At 74.7% G+C, this 15,685-nt stretch carries 13 protein-coding genes; 4 read left to right on the top strand and 9 right to left on the bottom strand.

Features of this window, described 5'->3' with window-relative positions; genetic code table 11:
• From QRT04_RS07250 to QRT04_RS07265, 4 genes are all read right to left on the bottom strand, one after another.
• Positions 1–1,914, bottom strand: a complete 1,914-nt coding sequence (locus QRT04_RS07250) for an AAA family ATPase (RefSeq protein WP_289454540.1) — start codon at positions 1,912–1,914, stop codon at positions 1–3.
• 143 nt (positions 1,915–2,057) lie between these two features.
• Entirely contained in the window at positions 2,058–3,224 is a 1,167-nt protein-coding gene (locus tag QRT04_RS07255) for a LacI family DNA-binding transcriptional regulator (protein ID WP_289454541.1), read from the bottom strand.
• A gap of 18 nt (positions 3,225–3,242) precedes the next feature.
• Positions 3,243–3,464, bottom strand: a complete 222-nt coding sequence (locus QRT04_RS07260) for a hypothetical protein (RefSeq protein ID WP_289454542.1) — start codon at positions 3,462–3,464, stop codon at positions 3,243–3,245.
• A gap of 261 nt (positions 3,465–3,725) precedes the next feature.
• Positions 3,726–4,547, bottom strand: coding sequence for a tyrosine-protein phosphatase (locus tag QRT04_RS07265; protein ID WP_289454543.1), 822 nt, complete (start codon positions 4,545–4,547; stop codon positions 3,726–3,728).
• A 133-nt stretch (positions 4,548–4,680) separates the two neighbouring features.
• Between QRT04_RS07265 and QRT04_RS07270 the strand changes: the two genes are divergently transcribed.
• Entirely contained in the window at positions 4,681–5,559 is an 879-nt protein-coding gene (locus QRT04_RS07270; protein ID WP_289454544.1) for a L,D-transpeptidase, read from the top strand.
• Positions 5,560–5,593: 34 nt separating this feature from the next.
• Here the strand turns inward: QRT04_RS07270 and QRT04_RS07275 are convergent, their stop codons facing one another.
• The 4 genes from QRT04_RS07275 to QRT04_RS07290 form a co-directional block, all read right to left on the bottom strand.
• Positions 5,594–7,951, bottom strand: coding sequence for a glycoside hydrolase family 31 protein (locus QRT04_RS07275; protein WP_289454545.1), 2,358 nt, complete (start codon positions 7,949–7,951; stop codon positions 5,594–5,596).
• Positions 7,952–8,062: 111 nt separating this feature from the next.
• Positions 8,063–9,376, bottom strand: a complete 1,314-nt coding sequence (locus tag QRT04_RS07280) for a uracil-xanthine permease family protein (RefSeq protein ID WP_289454546.1) — start codon at positions 9,374–9,376, stop codon at positions 8,063–8,065.
• Between the two features lie 125 nt (positions 9,377–9,501).
• Positions 9,502–9,921: a TIGR03668 family PPOX class F420-dependent oxidoreductase gene (locus QRT04_RS07285; RefSeq protein ID WP_289454547.1), complete on the bottom strand. Its 420-nt coding sequence runs from the start codon at positions 9,919–9,921 to the stop codon at positions 9,502–9,504.
• A 16-nt stretch (positions 9,922–9,937) separates the two neighbouring features.
• On the bottom strand, positions 9,938–10,420 hold the full coding sequence (locus QRT04_RS07290; protein WP_289454548.1) for a hypothetical protein: 483 nt from the start codon (positions 10,418–10,420) through the stop codon (positions 9,938–9,940).
• Between the two features lie 298 nt (positions 10,421–10,718).
• On the opposite strand from QRT04_RS07290, the gene QRT04_RS07295 reads away from it, so the two are divergent.
• The 3 genes from QRT04_RS07295 (at position 10,719) to QRT04_RS07305 (ending at position 14,227) form a co-directional block, all read left to right on the top strand.
• Positions 10,719–10,859, top strand: a complete 141-nt coding sequence (locus QRT04_RS07295; protein ID WP_289454549.1) for a hypothetical protein — start codon at positions 10,719–10,721, stop codon at positions 10,857–10,859.
• Between the two features lie 406 nt (positions 10,860–11,265).
• Positions 11,266–12,516, top strand: coding sequence for a hypothetical protein (locus QRT04_RS07300; RefSeq protein ID WP_289454550.1), 1,251 nt, complete (start codon positions 11,266–11,268; stop codon positions 12,514–12,516).
• Positions 12,517–12,796: 280 nt separating this feature from the next.
• Positions 12,797–14,227 (top strand): HNH endonuclease signature motif containing protein, encoded by a 1,431-nt coding sequence (locus tag QRT04_RS07305; protein WP_289454551.1) that lies wholly within the window; start codon positions 12,797–12,799, stop codon positions 14,225–14,227.
• A 136-nt stretch (positions 14,228–14,363) separates the two neighbouring features.
• Here the strand turns inward: QRT04_RS07305 and QRT04_RS07310 are convergent, their stop codons facing one another.
• On the bottom strand, positions 14,364–15,656 hold the full coding sequence (locus QRT04_RS07310; RefSeq protein ID WP_289454552.1) for an AGE family epimerase/isomerase: 1,293 nt from the start codon (positions 15,654–15,656) through the stop codon (positions 14,364–14,366).
• Positions 15,657–15,685 lie beyond the last annotated feature (29 nt).

Here is a 15,685-nt window from a genome sequence, read left to right on the forward strand (position 1 = left end):
CTACGCGAGCGCGGTGTCCGAGTGGTCCACGGTCGGCTCGAGCACCACGGGCGGCCGCGAGACGCCGTCGTGCGCGTCGCGGGCGATCGCGAGCACGTCCGTGATCTCCTCGCCGATCAGCTCGTGCCGGTCGAGCAGCGCGTCGCGCAGCGCCTCGACCAGGTGGCGCTGCTTCGACAGCAGCCGGCGCACGGAGCTGCGCGCGTCGTCGAGCACGCCCTCGAGCTGCTCGCGCGCCACGGCGTCGGCGAGCACCGCCGAAACGAGGTCTTTGCCCGTCGCCGCGAACGACACCAGCGAGCCCGTCATGCCGGCCGCGCCGACCATCTGCGCCGCCGTCCGCGTCGCCGCCGCGAGGTCGCTCGCCGGACCGGTCGACGTCTGCCCGAAGAACAGCTCCTCGGCGACCCAGCCGCCCATCGCGATCTGCACGAGCGCACGCAGGTCGTAGTGCGAGTGGGTCCAGACCTCCTCGCAGTCGTCGTGCGCGAGCATGCCCAGCGCGCTCCCGCGGCGGACGATCGTCAGCACCTCGAGCGTGCGGTTGGGCGCGACGAGCCAGGCGGTGACGGCGTGGCCGGCCTCGTGCGTCGCGATCAGGCGGCGCTCGTGCTCCGTGTACCGGACGGGCTGGCCGATGCCGACCATCTCGGTGATGCGCGCCCGCTCGACGTCCTCGAACGACATCGCGGTGACGCTGCGGCGCAGCGCGTTGACGAGCGCCTCGTCGAGCAGGTGCTCGATCATCACGGGCGTCCAGCCGATGGTCGCCGCGGCGAGGCGGTCGCGCGCGGCGGGGTCGTCGAGGCCCGCGTCGTGCGCGCGCTTGGCGAGGAAGTGGTCGACGAGCGCGCGGCGGCCGTACGCGTCGGGCGGCGAGAAGGTCAGGTGCCGGTCGAACCGGCCCGGCCGCAGCAGCGCGGGGTCGAGCGAGTCGGCGCGGTTCGTCGCGGCGATGAGCAGGATCGGCGCGCGGCCGGGCTTGCGCTGCTTGAGCTGGCGGTGCGCCGGCAGCAGCAGGTTGACGCGGGCCGTCGCGCGGTTGACGAGCTTGTCCCAGCCGGCGGGCTCGTCGAACGACTGCATCTGTACGAGCAGCTCGTTGACGACGCCGCCCGTGCCCTCGGACACGACGCGGTTCGTGACGAGGCCGAGCGGGCCACCGTGCATCGCCCCGAGCCCCGCGGGCACCGAGCCGCCCAGCATGCCGCCGCGCGCGAGCGCGATCGCGTCGATCTCCTCGATGAACCCGATCGCGCCGCCCTCGGTGCGGGCCGCCTTGCGGAGCGCCTTGAAGTACGCGCGGATCTTCTTGGCGGTCGCGCCGTAGTACATCGACTGGAACGACGTCGCGGAGACGAACAGGAACGGGACCCCGGCCTCGGCGGCCATCGCCTTCGCCGTCATCGTCTTGCCCGTGCCCGGCAGGCCCTCGAACAGCAAGCCGCGGCGCGGCGTGCCGCCCATCTGGTCCGCGAACCGGCGGTGCGTCTGGAAGAGGTCGATCGAGCGGCGCACGTCCTCGAGCACGGGGTCGATGCCGATCACGTCCTCGAGCCGGACGTCGACCTGCTCGGGCCGGTAGACGAGGTGCGGCGAGCGCGCCGTGCCCATCGTCATGCCGAGCATCATCACGGTGAGCAGCACGAAGAAGAGGACGGGGACGACGATCATCGGGTCGAGCGTCGGCAGCGCCGGCAGGATCCGGCGGCCCATCAGCGCCGCCGCGATCACGTAGACCTCGACGGTCAGCGCCGTGAGCGCGAGCCGGTACACACGGCGGCGCCGCACGCGCTCGCGCTCGAGCGCGATGTCGTGCGCGCCGGCGCGCAGCGGGCTGGCCGGGAGGTCGGCGGGCGCGTCCTTCGCGGCAGGGATGGCGGGGCGGGCGGCGGGCGCGGCGGGCTGGTCCACGGGCGAGGCCTTCCGGTCGAGATGCGCCACGACCAGGCGGCCGCGATCCTGTCATCGTCCGGCCCACCGGAGAACCCGGCAACATCGGACAATTCGGACCACCCGATCGGCGTAACCCTCGATCCCCGTGGAGGGCCGGCGGCTCAGCCCCGGGGTGGCGCGGTGCTCCCGCGCACGACGAGCCGGGTCGGGATCGTCACGTGCTCGGGCCCGTCCGGCGCCCCCGGCAGGCCGCGCGAGCGAGCGATCTCGTGGTCGAGCAGCGTCGCGGTCGCGCGACCCTTGGCGTCGAGGTCCTGGCGGACGGTCGTCAGCTCGGGGGCCGTGCTGCGGGCGATCGGGCTGTCGTCGTAGCCGACCACCGAGACGTCGCCCGGCACGTCGAGCCCGAGCTCACGGGCCACCCGCAGCACGGTCCACGCGACGAGGTCGGAGAAGCAGAGAATCGCGGTCGGCCGGTCGGGCCGGTCGAGCAGCAGCCGCGCCGCGGGCTCCGCGTACCGCTCGGTGTTGTCGTACATCTCCGCGGCGAGCACTTCGGCACCCGCGGGGCCGAGCTCGGACATCCAGCCGTCGACCCGCTCGCGCGAGACGTAGCCGTCGCCCGCGGTCGCCGCGTCGGGCGCGATGCGCGCGCTGTCGCCGGGCCGGAGGCTGCCCCACGCCGTGACGAGCAGCCCCACGCGTCGGTGCCCCAGCTCGAGCAGGTGGCGCGCCGCCTCGGCCGAGCCGGCGCGGTCGTCGAGCAGCACGCTCGAGGCGCCCTCGACGGGGGCCTGGTCGACGAACACCAGGGGGAGCCGCCGGCGCTGGAGCCAGTCGAGCGCCTGGCTGTCGGCGGTGCACGCGTAGAGCAGCGCGCCGTCCATCGCGATGTCGCGCGCGGGGATCGTGCCGCCCGCGCCCGTCGACGGCAGCAGCGTCATGCCGCGGCCGGTCCCGCCGAGCTCGGTCGCGACCGCGCCGAGGAACGACGCGGCGATGGGGTCGCGGAAGGCCTCGCCGACGGACTCGGTGAAGACGACGCCGATGGTGCCGGCGCTCCCCCGCGCGAGTGCTCGCGCGGCGGGGTCGGGGCCGACGTAGCCGAGCTCGTCGGCCGCGGCGAGGATCTTGCGACGCAGCTCGGCGGAGAGCTGGTCGGGGCGCGAGAAGGCGTTCGAGACCGTCATGCGGCTGACGCCGACCTTGTCGGCGACGGTCTGCAGCGTCACGCGGGCCACGACGTCACCCTGACCCGCACGGTCGCTCGCACCATGCAGGTCAGGGTAGGCGTCGCCGGCCGTCGCGACGGCCACGTCCTGGCTCACCTCGGGCACGCCGCCCGCTCACCACGCGCCGTGGGGCACGTGGTCGCACGGGGCGGCGGGCGGGGTGAGCGCGTCGGCCGCGCGGTGCAGGACGCCGGCGAGCGCGAAGCGCGTCCGGACCGCGTGCGGGCGGCGGACGCGGGGCGCCCGGGGCTCGACGACCGGCGAGTCGGGTCGCGCGTTGTCGGCGTACTCGACGGCCTTGCTGTTCATGATCAGGGCGAGCGGTGCGGTGTCCATGGCGGGTCCCTCCTCGTTGCTGTACCGGTCAAGTTCTGTACCGCTACAGTATGACCGTCTGCTGTACCGGTCAAGTGGAATCGCGAGATTTCTTCCGAGTGCGGTCGAGCTGCCTGTCGCCGGGATGACGAGCGGGCTCCGGCGCGCTCGACACCCGGCACACCCGCCGCGCGGGCGGCGTCGGACCGCCGCGTGCTCGGCGCGCGGGCGGGATCGGACGGGCCGCTCTCGGCAGGTGGTCGGCGGGCCGCCGCGACGTGGTCAGTCGGCGCGCAGCACGTTCCGCAGAGCCTCGACGCGCAGCGGCGTCAGACCCAGCCCGTCCGACAGGTACGCGTCGAACGAGCCGAACCGCGCGCGCATCGCGTCGAGGGCGGCCGCCAGGTAGTCGGGCCGGACCTCGAGCAGCGGAGCGAGCACCGTCGGGTCGCCGCCCACCGCCTCGAGCTGCGCGAGCATCGGTGCGAACGTCGCCCGCACCGCGGGGTTCACCGCGAGGAACTCCTCGATCGCGCCGTCCTCGTCGACACCCGCCGCCAGCAGCAGCACCGTCACGCCCCAGCCGGTCCGGTCCTTGCCCGCGGTGCAGTGGAAGAGCAGCGGGACACCGGCCGGGTCGAGCACCGCGTCCACCAGCCCGCGGTAGGCCGCGAGCGCGCTCGGCGCGACGACGAGGTCGCGGTACGTGTCGCGCATGCGGGCCGCGGCGTCGACGCCCGCGAACGCGTCGGCGACCCCTCCCGGCGCGCGCACGACGTCGGCGACCTGCGCGGCTCCGGACCGCGCGGCGGCGGCCTGCGTCGCGTCGGCGAGCACGTCGAGGGCGAGGCCCCGCGCACCGTCGGGGAGCAGGTCCGGGCGCGTGGCGCGCTCGCCCGCGGTGCGGAGGTCGACGACCGTGCGGATGCCGAGCGCCGCGAGCACCGGGTCGGTCGGCACGTCGGCGGAGTCGAGCGTCGCGGAGCGGAAGACGACACCGTGCACGACCTCGCCGCCGTCGGCGGTCGCGCGGCCGCCGAGGTCGCGCAGGTTGGGCACCGCGGGGGTGGCGATCACGTGCGGGTCGGCGGTCTCGGCCGTCATGCCGCGAGCCTGGCACGCGCGCGCCGCCCTGGGCACCCGGCCGCCGCGGTCGCGCCCGCGCGGACGCCCCTGGCACGAGCCCGGCGGACCGCGCATGCTGGAGGCGGATCCCCCACCCGCGAGGAGGCGTGCCGTGCCCCGAGAGCCGCTGACCGCACCCGCGCGGGTGCTCGCGGCGGCTGTTCTCGCGGTTGGCGTGCTCGCCGGCTGCTCGCCGTCCGCCCCGGTGGCGGCCGGGCCGCCCCCCGTCGTGCTGCACGCGGCCGTCGCGGTGGCGAAGGGCGCGCCGCCGACGCCCGTCCCGCCGCGCGTCGGGCTGAGCGGCCTGCCCGTGATCGACCCGCTCCACGTGGTCGGCGGTCTGCCCGGGCTCGACGACACCGCGCCGCTCCGCGCGGCGGACGGCACGTGGCGCACGGCGGTCGTCACGCGCGACACCGCGGCGCTCGAGACGCCTGCCGGCCGGCCGGTCGGCGTGCTGCCCGAGCGCACGCTCGGCCTCGCGACCGTCGTGCCCGTGCTCGACGAGCGCGACGGCTGGTTGCGCGTGCTCGTCGCGACGCGCGGGGCGCTGCCGAGCGACGACCGGCACGAGGTCAACGGCCACAGCGTGTGGGTGCGGGCCGTCGACACGCGCGCCGGGTCGACCGCGTGGTCGATCCGCGTCGACACCCACGCGCTGACGCTCACGGTCGACGACGGCACGCGCGTGCGGACGTACCCCGTCCGGGCCGTCGGGTCGCCGCAGTGGCCGACGCCGCGCACGCTGGCGTTCCTGCTCGGCCCGCACTGGGTCGAGCCGGGCACGACCACGCCGCGCGTGCTGCCGCTGTCGATCCAGAGCGACTCGATCGACCACTGGGACCGGCCGACGGGCACCGCCGTGACCGCGATCCACACCACGACGTCGCTGCGGCACGGGCACGTGTCGCACGGGTGCGTGCGCATCACGGACCACGTCATGGACGTGCTGTGGGACGCGCCGGCCGGGACGCCCGTGACGATCGTCTGACGGCCTGCCCGCGCGTCCGTCGGCGCGGCACGCGTCACGGGCGCGCGAGCATCAGCTCCTCGAGCGCCGCGTGCACGTCGGGATCGACGGCGAGCGCCGTCAGGCTGGAGAGCCGCACGTGCAGGGGCCGGTCGCTCGCCACGACGGCGTGCGCGCGCTCCTTGACGTCGAGCTCGATCTGCGCGGCGTCGAGCAGCGCGAACGACCGCGCGGGCACGTCGTTGGGCGCGAGGTCGGGCGCCGGCCCGAGGTCGACGGTCAGCGCGGCACCGGGCTCCGCGTCCGCGACGGTGACCGACACCCGGCCGTCCTGCCTCGACTCCTGCGCGTCGACCGTGACGCCGTCCACCGCGACGGCCGGAGCCCGACCCGGGTCGAGGGAGAGGAACGTGAACGTCCACGTGCGTCGTGGCGGGAGCACCTCGGTCGCCCCTTCGGCGGGACGGACCGTCAGGCGGCCCGCGGCCTGGTCGAACGTGATCGCGGTGCGCACGATCCCCGCGGGATCCCGCGAACCGGCGTCCTCGACGAGCTCGAACGCACCGTCGGCGCCGGCGGCCACCAGCAGCTCGACGTGCTCCGGGAGGTCGCTGGCGGCACCCGGCACCGCGGCACCGTCGAGCGGCACGATCGCGCCTGCGGGTGCGAGCACCGGCAGGGCCTCGAGCGGTCGGTGGAACGCGAGCTCGCGGTCGCCGTCGTAGACGAGGCCCGTCAGCACGTCGACCCACGTGCCGGCAGGCAGCCACGCGGGCACGCGCGCGAGCCGGGACGTGCGCGACGCGGGCTGCACGACCGGCGCCACCACGAGCTGGGTGCCGAACGTGAACTGCGTGGGGTGCTCGTACGCCTGCGTCGCGTGCGGCCAGCGGTAGTAGAGCGGCTCGACGAGCGCGGCGCCGGCGTGGGCGCGGTGGTTCATCGTGTGCAGGTACGGCAGCAGCCGGTGGCGCAGCCGCAGGAACTGCGTCTGCACGCGCTCCGCCTCGAGCCCGAACGACCACGGCTCCTTGGTGCCGAACGCGTTGGCGGACGAGTGCAGCCGCAGCACGGGGGAGAACGTGCCGAGCTGCACCCACCGCGTCGCGAGCTCGTCGTCCTTGACGCCGTGCATGTGTCCGCCGATGTCGTGGCTCCACCAGCCGTAGCCGACGTTCGCGGCGGTCGCGGTGAACTCGGGCTGGAACGCGAGCGACGCCCACGAGACGACGGCGTCGCCCGAGAACCCGATCGGGTACCGGTGCGATCCGGGGCCGGCATAGCGCGACAGGATCAGGCCGGGCCGGTCGTCACGCGCGTTGTCGAGCCAGTGGAAGTGGTTGAGCATCCACAAGGGGTCGAGCCCGGCCAGCCGCGAGTGCGCGCCCGACTGCCAGTCGATCCACCAGAAGTCGACGCCCTGCGCCTCGAGGCCGCGGTGCAGGATCTCGAGGTACGCGGTGACGAACTCGCGGTTCGTGACGTCGAACGCGACGGGCTCGCCGTCGCTCACCCCGAGCGCGGCGGCCATCGCCGGGTACGAGTCCTCGAACGACCGGACTCCGTCGGCGGGGTGCACGTTGAGCGTGACGCGCAGGCCGCGGCGGTGGAGCTCGGCGAGGAACGCGTCGGGGTCCGGGAACAGCGCCCGGTCCCACGTGTACCCCGTCCAGCCCGAGCCGTGCCGCGGGTCGACGTCCGTCAGGTGCCAGTCCATGTCGATCACCGCGACCGAGAGCGGGATGCCCGCGTCGCGGAACCGGTCCATCAGCGCGAGGTACGAGTCGGCCGTGTACCGGTGGAAGCGGCTCCACCAGGTGCCGAGCGCCCAGCGGGGCAGCAGCGGTGGCGCACCGGACACGGCGTACAGCGCGCGCACCGCGTCGGCGTGGTCGAGCCCGTACGCGAACACGTAGAGGTCCTGCCGCGTGCCGTCGCGCGGCGTCACCCAGCCGTCGGCCTCGAGCACCGGGGAGCGCGAGTCGTCGACGACCGCGAAGCCGCGCCGGCTGACGACGCCGGGCTCGAGCGCGACGCGACCGTCGATCTCGTCGAGCGTGCGGGCCGTGCCGCCCAGGTCACCGGTCGGCTCGCCGTACCGCCAGACCGAGTGGTACGCGCTGACGTTCCCGCCGACCGCGACGCTCAGCCCGCTCGTCGTGAACGGGCCCTTGTCGTACGTCAGCCGGAACCGGCGCGTGACAACCTCGAGGTGCGTGCCCGTGTCGACCACCTGGAAGTCGGGGACGGGCAGCGCGCGGTTCACCGCGAACGCTGACGCGCGGTCCTCGAACCGTCCGTCGGGCGCGTGCTCGAGGCGCACGAGCCCGTCCGTGAGCACCGTGATGCGGTAGCCGTCGCCGGTGACGACGGCCCGCGGGTCCGCGACGGGATGGGTGTCGAGGGTGCGCACGCGTGCTCCGATCGGCCTGCCTGGGTGAGGTGCCACGCTAACCTCGCCCGTCCGCTCGCCGCGCGCGCCGTCCCCGCCGGTCCGCCGTGGCGCGGCTCCGCCCGCCGGAGGTCAGCGCGCGGCGACCTCGTCGCCCGCGGGCGCGGAGGCGGGCGTCGCGGGCTCCTGGGTCGTGCCGCGCCACCGGGCCAGCGCGCGCATCACGTGGTAGAGCACGATGGCCGCCGCCGTGCCGAGCGCGATGCCCTGGAACTCGAGCTTGCCGACCTTCCACGTGTAGTTCGCGACGCCGATGATCAGCGCGATCGCCGCCGGCACCAGGTTCTCCGAGCGGGAGAAGTCGACGCGGTTCTGGATCCAGATCCGCGCGCCGAGCAGGCCGATCATGCCGTAGAGCATGGTCGTCGCCCCGCCCAGCACACCCGCGGGGACCGTCTGGATCGCCGCGCCGAACTTGGGGCTCATCGACAGGATCAGCGCGCCGATGCCCGCCACCCAGTAGGCGGCGGTCGAGTAGACGCGCGTCGCGGCCATGACGCCGATGTTCTCGGCGTAGGTCGTCGTGCCCGAGCCGCCGCCGAGGCCTGCGAGCGTCGTCGCGAGGCCGTCGGCGAACAGCGCGCGCCCCGTGACCGGGTCGAGGTTGGCGCCCGTCATCGCGGACACGGACTTCACGTGGCCGATGTTCTCGGCGATCAGGACGAGCACGACCGGAAGGAACAGACCGAGCACGCTGACGTCGAACCGCGGTCCGACGAAGTGCGGCAGCCCGACCCAGTCCGCCTGCTTCACCGCGTCGAAGCTCACCTGGTCCTGGATCAGCGCGGCGACGTAGCCGACGAGCACGCCGAGCAGGATCGCGAGCCGGCCGAGGATGCCGCGGAAGAGCACCGTGATGAGCACGATCGCGGCGAGCGTGATGGTCGCCGTCAGTGGCGCCTGCTGGTAGCTGCCCCACGCGGCGGGCGCGAGGTTGAACCCGATGAGCGCGACGATCGTGCCCGTCACGACGGGCGGCATGACGACCTCGATCCACCGCACGCCCGCGAGGTGGACGACGACGCCGACCAGGGCGAGCGTCACACCGGTGACGAGGATCCCGCCGACCGCGACCTGCTGACCGCCCGACGCCATCGCGGCGCCGATCGGCGCGATGAACGCGAAGCTGGAGCCGAGGTAGGACGGCAGCCGGTTCCGCGTGATGGCGAGGAAGCCGAGCGTGCCGATCGCCGAGAAGAAGAGCGTCGTCTGCGGCGAGAAGTGCGTGATGAGCGGGACGGCGAACGTCGCGCCGAACATCGCGACGATGTGCTGCAGGCCGATCCCGACGGTGCGCGGCCACGTCAGCCGCTCGTCGGGGGCGACGACGTCGCCGGGCGCCGGGCTCTTGCCGTCGCCGTGGACCCGCCAGCCGATCGTCGCCATCCTGACCTCCGCGTCCGGGCCGCCGGAAGCGGTCGCTCGGCGGCGTCATCGCGGAGCGTAGCGAGGCGGTCGCGCGCGGACGCCGACGGCGCGCGGGTGTGGCGGCGGCCGTGGGCCGCGGCGGGTCAGTCGCTCGCGGCCCAGCCCGTCCAGCGGTCGATGATCGCCAGGATCACGGCTCCCGACGGCGGGCGGTCGGCGTACTGCGGGTACCGCGCCACCAGTCGCGCCACGGCGGCCGCGTGCTCCGGTCCGTCGACCACCACGCGCGCGGTCGCGTCGGCGCGCACCCACCAGAGGCGGTCCCAGTCGTCGTCGTACTCGTCGACCAGGAACGACACCGCGGGGTTGTCGGCGACGTCGCGCAGGCGCCGCAGCGCGGTGGTCCGCTTGGGCTTGTGGTCGACCGCCGTGACGACGGTCGACTCGTCCGCCGCGAACGTCACCGGCACGAGACGCGGCCGGCCGTCGGCGCCGCACGTCGCGAGGCGCGCGACGCGCGCGGCGGCGAACCGCGCGCGGCACGTGTCCGCGTCGAGCTGCACCGGGGCGAGCGGAGACTCAGACGGCCCGGTCGTCGCGAGGGTCGACGGGGTCGACGGGGTCGACTGCCCGGTCGGCGCCGCCGGTCCAGCGCTCGCCGTGGCCCGTCGCGTCCGCCGCGTCGGCCGCCACGTCGACGGGGTCGTCCGTCAGGTCCGCCGAGCGGATCCGGTCGGCCTCCGTCCGTGCCGCGCTGTCGCCGACGACGCCGACGTCCGCGTCGAGCGGCTCCTCGATGCCGTCGGCGCGGATGCGCTCCGCCTCGGTGAGGCCCTTGTCGCCCACCACGCCGCGCGGCACGTCCGCGGGCTCGACGATCCCGTCGGAACGGATCCTGTCGGCCTCGACGCGCTCGGGGTACCCGCCGGCGCCTCGCTCGAGGTCGACGGGCTCACGGACGTTGCTGGACCTGATGCGCTCGGCCTCGTCCTCCCGGCGCCGATCCACGGGCGGCACGCCCGTCACGGGCTCCTCGGGACGCTCGACGTCCTCGTTCGACATGGTGGCGACTCCCTCCGCACGAAGCACACCCCCGCACCTCGACGGTACGTCCACCCGGCGCCGGGCGCCCGCGGGAGGGGCCGCCGGGCGCCCGCGGGAGGGGCCAGGGAGCGGTGACGGGCCGACGCGCCGAGCGGTCACACGCACGAGGACCGCCTGGTCAGCGCGCCGTTACCACCGCCAGCCCCGCTCCGCTCGACGTGCCGGTCGGCCGCCCCGCTGCGACGATCGAGGAAGCGTCCGGTCTTCCCCTCCCTCGACGTACCCGTCGAGGCCGGCCGCCTGGAGGTGACCTCGCATGTGGCTAGCGCTCATCGTGATCGGCATCGTCCTGCTCATCCTCGGTCTCACGACGGCCGCACACGTGCTGCTGTGGATCGGCATCATCCTGGCCGTCATCGCGGCGGTCTTCTGGATCGTCGGACGGACGAGAGCCTGACGACGGCGCGCGCCTGACCGCGCGCGAGGCCCGACGGGCGGCGCTTCCGGCTGCCGTCCCGTCGGGCCTCTGTCATGCCGGGGGCAGCGCGCGGTCCTCCCCGGCGTCCGCCAGCCGGCCGGCCCGCCGGGCGCGCCCGAGCTGTGCGCGAGCGCGAAGCGGCGCCGCGGCATCGCGAGGGTCGTGCTCGAGGGCCTGCCCATGGACGGCGTCGCGAGCGTCGGCATGCGCGCCGGCGCCTCGCGGTCGAGGGTCGTGGTCGCACCGTTCGCTGCTGGCGAACTTGGCGACGTAGCAGGCCAGCGCGCTATTTGCTACATTTGTCGTCTGCCGCTTCCTGTGGATGTCCTACGCTCAAGAAGTGGAAGTTCCGGCCTGTCCTGATGGGCGGCACCGCGGTAGCCAGGTGACCCGAGCGGGCTGGTACGGCGCGCCGGGACGACGTCGCCAGCGGTGGTGGTGCACCCCGCGCCAGGGCTTGCCGCACCGGTTCGCGGAGCCGCTCCCGAGGCTGGTTGCGACGGGCGGTGCGGTCCACACCTGCCCGGAGTGCCAGACGCTGCTCGAGCCGTGGGAGGGCAAGCCGGCGCCGCGGCTGTACGGCTTCGCCGTCGCTGACGTCGCCTGGGCGCTGGCGCAGGCCGCCGGCGGCGGGACCTACCGCGACATCGCCGACCGGGTGCGCAGCCGTGCGGGACGGCCGCTGTCCCGCTCGGCGACGAAGACGACCGTCGTGAGCGGCAAGAAGGTCAAGACGGTGCACCGGCCGGCTCCGAACACGCACCCGCAGATGGTCAGCGACTGGGTCGAGGTGTTCGCGCCCGTGCTGTGGGCGGCCTACGCGCCGGCGACCTGGCCGAACTCGAGCGTCGTGCTCGACGCGGACCCGGTCACCTACACGCGCAAGCGTGGCGGCCCGGGCATCGCGTTCCACACCCTGGCGGTGATGGCCTACAACGACGCTGGGCGGCCGTACGTCGCTGCAGTGGAGGCCGTGGCACGGGACGACAGGGCGGCCTGGAGGAAGCTGCTGATGTCGAAGCACGGCGCCCCGCTGCGGGTCGTCACCGATGGCGACGCCGCCGAGCTGAACGCGGTCGCGTACTCCTGGCGCTGGGCGGAGACGTGGCGGTGCGAGTGGCACCTGAAGAAGAACCTGTCCGACCCGTTCCCCGCGTGGCTGCGGGAGGACCCGGCCCACCCGATGTGGGCGTCGCTGGCCATGGCGCAGACCTCACCGCGAGCCTGGGCGAGCTACAAGCGCCGCCTGAACTCGCTTGCTCGCACGCACGACGGGCTGGTCGGCGCGGTCGCCGTGATGAAGCGGCTCGACCCCATCATCAGCGTTCAGGCCGCCAGCCGGCCGCGGCCCGAGGACGGCGAGCCGCTGTCCACCGGAGCCGTCGAGCGGTTCCTGGACTCGACCGGCAAGGCGCTCATCGGGCGCGCCGCCACGATGACGAACAAGAAGCGCGCCGACGCGCTGCTGACCCTGTTCGCGATGGCGCACAACGGCTGGGTCGACGAGCGCAGGTGGGCCGACATCCTCACCGAGAAGCTGCTCGGGCACGCGGGCGTTCACCAGCGCGGCCGACCGTCTCGGCGTCAGCGAACCGTCACCGACGACCGCACCGCACCCTCACTGCCCAAGTCCTGAAACCGCCCACCGCACTCGAACTTGAGCGTGGGACATCCACAGGAAGCGGCAGACGACATTTGTACGAATCGCGGAGGACGTGGGCCAGGTGCGCGGAGTCACCGTCGGCGCCGGCGGCGCATCGTCGCCGGAGACCTCGCCCCGGCCCTCGATCTCTCTTCACGCGGGTATCGACGCTCCCCCTGTGCTCGCGGACCGCGTCACTCTCGGCCGGCTCCCGGATCTCCCGACCGCCGGCGTGGACGTGCGTTCGCTCGTCGCGCTTCTCACGACGACGGATGTGGCGGAACTGGCTGTCGCCGACCTCCTCGGCGCGGCTGCCGGGTGGCAGCAGGTGATCGGGCTCGCCGTGGCGGCGCAGGCTGCCGTGGTGTCCGAGCTGGCGGCCCGGCGGCCGGCGTCGTCGTCCTATCCGGTCGACGACCTGGCTTGTGCGCTGGCCACGACGTCGGCGGCGGCGAACTCGCTCGTGGGGCGCGCGGCCGGGCTGGCGGCGCACCCGGTGCTCGCGGACGCGCTGCGTTCCGGCGTGCTGGACGCGCGCAAGGTCGACGTCCTGCTCGACGACGTCGCGCAGCTCTCGCACGCCGACGCCGACGACGTGCTCCGCGCGGTCGTCGCCGACGCCGACGGGCTGACCCCGGGGCTGCTGCGCCGCCACGCGCGGCGCCTGGTCGCGGCGATCGACCCCGAAGCCGTCAGGAGGCGGGCGGAGCGAGCGCGCCGGGACCGGTGCGTGCGGCTCGACTGGGCGCCCGACTCGATGGCGTGGGTCACGGCGCTGCTTCCCGCGGCCGACGCCGTTGCGGCGTTCGCCGTCGTGGACGCGCTGGCGGATGCGGCAGCGTCCGCCGATGACGACCGGACCGTCGCGCAGCGCCGGGCCGACGCGTTCAGCGACGTGTTCGCCACGATCCTGGCCGACGGGCACACCCCCGCCGGCGTGCGCCTGCCGACCCGCGGTGGCACAGCACCCGGCGTGCACCTCACGATCGCGGCCACCACCCTCGCCGGCCACGACGACCTTCCGGGCGAGCTCGCCGGGTACGGAGCCGTGCCCGCGTCGCTGGCCCGCGACCTGGCTCGGCGCGCCGACCGGTACCGGCTGGCGCTCACGGATCCGGCCGGGCACCTTCTCGCGCTCGGCGAGCGCACACTCCCGCTGCCCCCGACCCACCGCGCGGATGCCTCTGGCGGCCGCACGGGAGTCGCCAGCGGACCAGAGGACGACGCACCGGTCGAGGAGCTGTCGGCGCGGCACGACCGCGCCCGCGACCTGGTCGGCGAGCCGCCGCCGACCGACGGCTACCGCCCCGGCGCCGCGCTCCGTCGGTTCGTCGTGGCCCGCGACCAGACCTGCACCTTCCCCGGCTGCCGCCAACCCGCCGACACGTGCGACGTCGACCACGTCGATCCGTACGACCCGAGCCGGTCGGCGGTCGAGCAGACGCTCGCCGCGAACCTCCAGCCGTTGTGCCGCCATCACCACCGCACCAAGACCCACCACGGCTGGCGCATGCGACGCGACCCCCGAACCGGAGACATCCACACGACGAGCCCGCACGGGTTCACGTTCACACGACCCGCGACGGCCATCCTTCTCACGCCGACCGCGTACGAGCACGCCACCAACCGCTCGTCCGTCGCGACACGCAGCACGAACGGCGACGACGCGAGCGACGCTCAGGGCGTCGAGCCGCCACCGTTCTAGCCGACGCATCGCTCGCGGCCCACGCTCCGCCGTTCTCGACGTGCGGCTCGCGGCTCACGGCTCCGCCGTCCTCGACGACGCATGGCTCGCGGCGCCCGCCACCATTCTCGGCGACGCGCGGCTCGGGCCTCACGGGTCAGCGCAGCTCGCCGCCCGCCACGGACCGTGCGAGCCCCGGGCGCCGCGGCAGGCGCGGGATGAGCGTCGCCTGGAACGCGTGGTAGACGTCGGGCTTGCCGGGCCAGACGTCGGCGGTCGGCTCGTTCCGCTCCGAGAGCTCGTGATGCCACGAGCCGTGCTCGGCGTCGACCAGGTTCCGCGCGATGTAGTCCCACCAGGCGCCGTACAGGTCGAGGAACCGGTCGTCGCCCGTCGCGTCATGGAGCGCCCACGCCGCGCCGACGGCCTCGGCCGCGACCCAGTGCATCCGCGTGCGGACCACCGGCACGCCGGACCAGTCGGTCGTGTAGACGAACCCCTCGCGGCCGTCGACCCCCCAGCCGTCGGCCACGGCGCGGTCGAACAGGGCGACCGCCGCGGGGACGAACCGCTGCGCCTCGACGGGCGCGCGGACCACGGCCAGCTGGACCAGCAGCCGCGACCACTCGAGGCCGTGCCCCACCGTCGCGCCGTACGGCTTGAACTGGTCGGCCCGGTTGTCGTCGTTGAGGTCCAGCTGCGGTTGCCACTCGGCGTCGTAGTGCTCGGGGATGCGCCAGTCGTGCTCCGCGGCGACCGTGATCACGCGGCTCGCGATCCGCGCGGCGCGGTCGTACCAGGCGGCGTCGTCCAGCGCGTCACCGACCGCGAGGAACGCCTCGACGGCGTGCATGTTCGCGTTGACGCCGCGATACGGGTCGAGCTCGGTCCACGCGCGGTCCCACGTGTCGACGCACATCCCGGACGCGTCGTCCCAGAACCGTCGGAGCATCACGTCGACGACGCGGTCGAGCGTCTCGCCCGCCCCCTCGAGACCCGCGACCAGCGCGGTCGACGCGGCGAGCAGCACGAACGCGTGGTCGTAGCAGGACTTCGCGCCGCGCTCGAGTGGCTCGCCCGACGAGTCGATGCCCCGCAGCCAGCCACCGTGCCGGCCGTCGGCGAGCCGGACCCGCAGTCCGTCGAACGCCGCCTGCGCGAGCGGACGCGAGCCCGGCACACCCGCGAGCGCGGCCAGCCCGTACACGTGCGCCATGCGCGCCGTGATCCAGGTGTGCACGGGCGCGGACAGGTCCGGCGTGCCGTCGACGCCGAGGTACGCGGCGCCGCCGTCGGGGTGTTCGAAGCCGCGGCCGAACCGGAGCAGCTCGAGGCTCTGCCCCGTCAGCCAGGCGACGTGCAGCGCGGGCAGCCGGCCGGCAGCCGGCCCGTTCGGGGCGACCGAGCGGTCCAGCACCTCGGCCCGCTCGGTGCCGGCGTCGCCCGTCATGCCGCGTCCTCCGTCAGGTCCGCGGGGTC

The organism is Cellulomonas alba (assembly GCF_030362835.1).
GTDB lineage: Bacteria > Actinomycetota > Actinomycetes > Actinomycetales > Cellulomonadaceae > Cellulomonas > Cellulomonas alba.

Bases quoted from the DNA above. Each gene is read 5' to 3' on its own strand.
- QRT04_RS07295 (WP_289454549.1), top strand. From the start codon at position 10,719: ATGTGGCTAGCGCTCATCGTGATCGGCATCGTCCTGCTCATCCTCGGT.
- QRT04_RS07260 (WP_289454542.1), bottom strand. From the start codon at position 3,464: ATGGACACCGCACCGCTCGCCCTGATCATGAACAGCAAGGCCGTCGAG.
- QRT04_RS07265 (WP_289454543.1), bottom strand. From the start codon at position 4,547: ATGACGGCCGAGACCGCCGACCCGCACGTGATCGCCACCCCCGCGGTG.
- QRT04_RS07290 (WP_289454548.1), bottom strand. From the start codon at position 10,420: ATGTCGAACGAGGACGTCGAGCGTCCCGAGGAGCCCGTGACGGGCGTG.
- QRT04_RS07280 (WP_289454546.1), bottom strand. From the start codon at position 9,376: ATGGCGACGATCGGCTGGCGGGTCCACGGCGACGGCAAGAGCCCGGCG.
- QRT04_RS07310 (WP_289454552.1), bottom strand. From the start codon at position 15,656: ATGACGGGCGACGCCGGCACCGAGCGGGCCGAGGTGCTGGACCGCTCG.